Source organism: Falsiporphyromonas endometrii (assembly GCF_042654485.1).
Classification (GTDB): Bacteria; Bacteroidota; Bacteroidia; order Bacteroidales; family Porphyromonadaceae; genus Porphyromonas; species Porphyromonas endometrii.
Genome location: NZ_JBHSGO010000086.1, coordinates 1 through 2,326, shown reverse-complemented (window position 1 = coordinate 2,326; position 2,326 = coordinate 1). Strand labels below are relative to the sequence as shown.

Here is a 2,326-nt window from a genome sequence, read left to right as displayed (position 1 = left end):
ATTGAGCAGTTTAAAGCTCAAAATGAGGGGAAATAAGATGGGGTAATTCGGTTATCGATATAGAATCCTCTTTGAATACAAAGAAGTGGAGGTTGGAAAACCTAAATTACATTCGTGCAACAGTCTCATCATATATACTTGCAAAGAATATCATTACAATAAACATCGAATTACTCCATTAATACGAATTAATGGATATAGGGACCTTCAACATTCTAAATTTACATAATGATATTTGACACAGAGCTATTGTGTTCGGAAGTGGAATTTATATTTACTTTGCGAAGTAATTTAAATTGTATTTCATGAAAAAGATTCGTATCAACCTTTTAGGGCGTATTGGTTTAGCTTTGGTATTTGGTGTTATTTCCGGTTTGTTTTTTACAGACTGGGCCGTTCGTATTTTTGTAACCTTCAATGCTCTTTTTAGTCAATTTCTCGGATTTGTTATCCCACTTATTATCTTAGGTCTTGTAAGTGCGGCAGTAGGACAAATGGGCAGAAATGCCAAAAACCTATTACTAATAACCGTTGTATTGGCATATGGATTTACTCTGTTCTCAGGATTACTCTCTTACTCGACGGGAGCTGCCATTTTTCCCTCTTTGATTGATGCAGGATCAGCAAAAGCTCTGGCATTGGGAGCGACTCCTCTCACTCCTTATTTTACTATTGAGATGCCTCCTTTGATGAGTGTAATGACTGCATTATTGCTGGCTTTTGTATTAGGTCTTGGTATGGCTAATATCCGTAGTCGTGCCCTTATGGAGGTAGCAATGGATTTTGAAGAAATTATAAGCAAACTTATAACCGCTACTATCATACCATTACTACCGATTTATATCTTCAGTATCTTTCTAAATATGACTTATGAGGGCAAGGTATTCGCCATTATGCTAATTTTTATCAAAATTATAGGCGTAATTTTTGTGCTTCATATTTTGCTTCTTGTCCTTCAATATGTCATTGCCGGAGTTGTAGTAAAGAAAAATCCTTTTAAGCTTCTCTGGACTATGCTTCCTGCTTATGCAACAGCCTTGGGTACACAGAGTTCGGCTGCCACAATCCCCGTTACCCTCAAACAATCTCGCATCAATGGAGTAAGTGAGGAGGTTAGTGGATTTGCCATTCCCCTTTGTGCTACAATTCACTTGTCGGGATCAACACTCAAAATTGTGGCATGCGCATTAGCTCTGATGATGATGCAGGGAATACCTCATAGTTTTACACTTTTTCTTGGTTTTATTTTAATGCTGGGCATTACGATGATAGCGGCACCGGGTGTTCCGGGAGGTGCTATCATGGCATCTTTGGGTATTCTGCAATCTATCCTCGGCTTTGGAGAAACTGACCTTGCTCTTATGATTGCCTTATACATCACAATGGACTCTTTTGGTACAGCTTGCAATGTCACAGGTGATGGTGCAATTGCTTTGATTGTAGACCGACTTTATAAACACAAATCTCAACAAAGCAAAGTTTCAAAACCGGAGCAAATGTCCGAAGTTAGTCGCTTTGGAGAATAAGGGATCCAATTTCCAACAAAGCCTATGAAGATAGCTTATCGCTTTTGTATCGTTGCGAATAAGCTATCTTTGTATGGTAAATAGTGGAAAGAAAGATACTGCCTAAATAAAGATTTGGATATTGTATTCTTTCTCCTCCACGTTTTGATAAACTCAATAAGTAATATTCAGAATGAATAATATCATCAAGATCGTACTAACTGGCGGCCCGTGTGCGGGTAAAACAACGGCTATGGTACGTATCATCGAGCATTTTACGGGACTTGGATATCAAGTCTTTTCTTTGCCGGAAGTGCCAACCATGTTTAGCACATCAGGAGTCAATTACCTTACAGATAATAAGAAATTCTTCTACCAAGCTGAGAAAGCTACTTTGAAACTTCAGTTGGAAATGGAAGACCTTTATTATGAAATGGCTCAAGAGTGCAACAAGCCTGTTATCATCGTTTGCGATAGAGGAACCATGGATATATCCACTTATCTGACAGAAGATATGTGGATGGCTATTCTCAATGAGGGAGGATACAATGAAGTAGCACTTAGAGATGCCAGATATGATGCTGTTTTGCATATGGTGACAGCAGCAAAAGGTGCAGAAGAGTTTTATACTACAGCCAACAACCAATATCGTTCTGAAGGTGTTGAGTTGGCAAGAGAACTTGATGATAGACAAATTAAGAAGCTGTTTAAAAATTATTCAGAGAATTTATTAAGCAATATTTTGCAGAAAGCAAGTTGAACCATAGCCTCTGCAGTAGCGGCATGAAACTCATAATCAATCGTCAGTCTTCTAAAATTTT

2 protein-coding genes are annotated in these 2,326 nt (G+C 38.1%); both read left to right on the top strand.

Annotation, left to right across the window (positions count from 1 at the left end):
* Window positions 1-305: 305 nt before the first annotated feature.
* Complete coding sequence (locus tag ACFO3G_RS03430) at window positions 306-1,526, top strand: dicarboxylate/amino acid:cation symporter (RefSeq protein WP_380078004.1); 1,221 nt, start codon at window positions 306-308, stop codon at window positions 1,524-1,526.
* Window positions 1,527-1,698: 172 nt separating this feature from the next.
* On the top strand, window positions 1,699-2,265 hold the full coding sequence (locus ACFO3G_RS03425; RefSeq protein WP_380078002.1) for an ATP/GTP-binding protein: 567 nt from the start codon (window positions 1,699-1,701) through the stop codon (window positions 2,263-2,265).
* Window positions 2,266-2,326 lie beyond the last annotated feature (61 nt).